Below are 1,796 nucleotides of genomic sequence, written 5' to 3' on the forward strand. Positions count from 1 at the left end.
GCTTTCGTTGTAACTCGCCCAGTTGGACACACGATACTTTTGCTTCGGAATTTTGCCTCGGCGGTTAGCATTGAATTTGTGCGGCATGCTCAGCACCCTGAATGGGAAGGAGCAACCTCAGTATCAGGCTCAGAACGATCCCTGCTACAAAGCCGCCCTGTTGCACTTGTCGACACTAACGTTCATGTACATGATGCAAATCGGCAACGAGCAGTTTCATCACGACCCCGTGCTGTCCGGCACAAAGGACCTTCAGGAGTTGTCCAAGACCCGCGACATCGTCTCCGCTCGAAGACCGAACTTTGGCGCCGGGTACTGACGCATTATCTGCCGTTGTACTTTCCCAAAGCCGACCGCTTTCATCGCCGCTCACTTGGCCCCATCGGAAACATCCCGCCTGGCGAGGCCGAAGAGAATTTCTATGCACAGCGCGACGTGCTCGATGTGGTTGCGTGAAATGCAGCTATAGGTCTCCGACAAAACCGGGGAGATTCAAAAAAGTTTGCGACACTAACTCTGCAATGTGATAGAATAAAAATCCCCGGTGTTCGACCGGCGCGCGGTTTGGCCCGTCGGCACCCAACGTGTTCGTTCGCGGAGGTAAGCCAATGACAACGCCAATCAAGACAATCGGAAACCCCGCATCCTGGTTGCTGAATGCATTTGCCGATGCTTCACATTATGCCAAGGACGCGGCTCATGAAATTGGTGGTGATGCGCACGCGCAGCCCACGGTGAAGCAGATCGGCATCGAAGATATCAGGATCGCGCTCCGAAAAGGTGCGAAAGATTTTTCGGCGCTCCGCACAGATGTGATGTTCATAGTTATCCTCTATCCGATCATCGGGCTGTGTCTTGCGGCCATTGCCTTCCATCGCGAGTTATTGCCACTCTTGTTCCCGCTCATGGCGGGTTTTGCCCTGCTTGGGCCCGTCGCGGCCGTCGGTCTCTATGAAATGAGCCGTTGTCGTGAAAAAGGCGAGACGGCAGACTTTCGCGCGGCGCTCGGTGTCATCGAGTCGCCGGCCATCGGGGCGGTCCTGATCATCGGTCTGGGTCTGGTATTGATGTTTGTCGTCTGGATGCTGACGGCAACTCTTGTCTTCACTCTGACCCTGGGCCCCGAGCTCCCAGTCTCGGTGACGTCGTTCCTGCGGGATATCTTCACGACAGGTGCTGGTTGGGCGATGCTGGTTATTGGCTGCGCAGCGGGATTTGTTTTTGCGGCGGCAACACTTGCCATGATGATCGTTTCGATACCGCTGCTGTTGGATCGACATGTCGGCGTGGGTGTCGCGATAGCGACCTCGTTGGAGCTGACGAGAAAGAACCCGATGACGGTGACCGCGTGGGGGTTTATCGTCGCCGCCTTCTTGATTGTCGGGACGATCCCGCTCTTTCTCGGATTGATTTTAGTGTTCCCGATCCTCGGGCATGCGACATGGCACCTTTACCGCAGATCGGTAGAATGACGGGAAGCGCGCAACAGTCGGGAGTGGGCAAAACCTGAGGGTTACCGGTCATGCTATGATGGTTTCTTTGCGAGGAGAGCTGCAGTTGTCGACGGTGGCTCTCTCATATTAAAGACTGACTGCTACCGGGTCATGTATGGATACCCCCGTCCGCGCAAGATGGTTTTTCGACATAGTGACGTGTGATCGGGTGCCGTCATGTATCAGGCCTGTTGTGCGGCAATCAAAAGACCGCTGGCCGGTATGGAGCTGCGCGGCTTTGATGCAAAATCAGTTCTGCGGGCTCTTGGCCCATTGACCCGGATGCGTTTTCAAAACCGTCGT

1 protein-coding gene and 1 pseudogene are annotated in these 1,796 nt (G+C 55.5%); both read left to right on the forward strand.

What is annotated here, in order from left to right:
* Positions 1 to 190: 190 nt before the first annotated feature.
* A pseudogene (locus tag BMZ91_RS21315) lies at positions 191 to 372 on the forward strand (IS110 family transposase); the annotation flags it as partial.
* A gap of 236 nt (positions 373 to 608) precedes the next feature.
* Entirely contained in the window at positions 609 to 1,472 is an 864-nt protein-coding gene (locus tag BMZ91_RS20950) for a DUF2189 domain-containing protein (protein WP_092842506.1), read from the forward strand.
* Positions 1,473 to 1,796 lie beyond the last annotated feature (324 nt).

It is taken from the genome of Roseovarius lutimaris (assembly GCF_900115165.1).
Classification (GTDB): domain Bacteria; phylum Pseudomonadota; class Alphaproteobacteria; order Rhodobacterales; family Rhodobacteraceae; genus Roseovarius; species Roseovarius lutimaris.

Excerpts from the sequence above, each read along its gene's own strand:
- BMZ91_RS20950 (WP_092842506.1), top strand. The coding sequence starts at position 609 with ATGACAACGCCAATCAAGACAATCGGAAACCCCGCATCCTGGTTGCTG.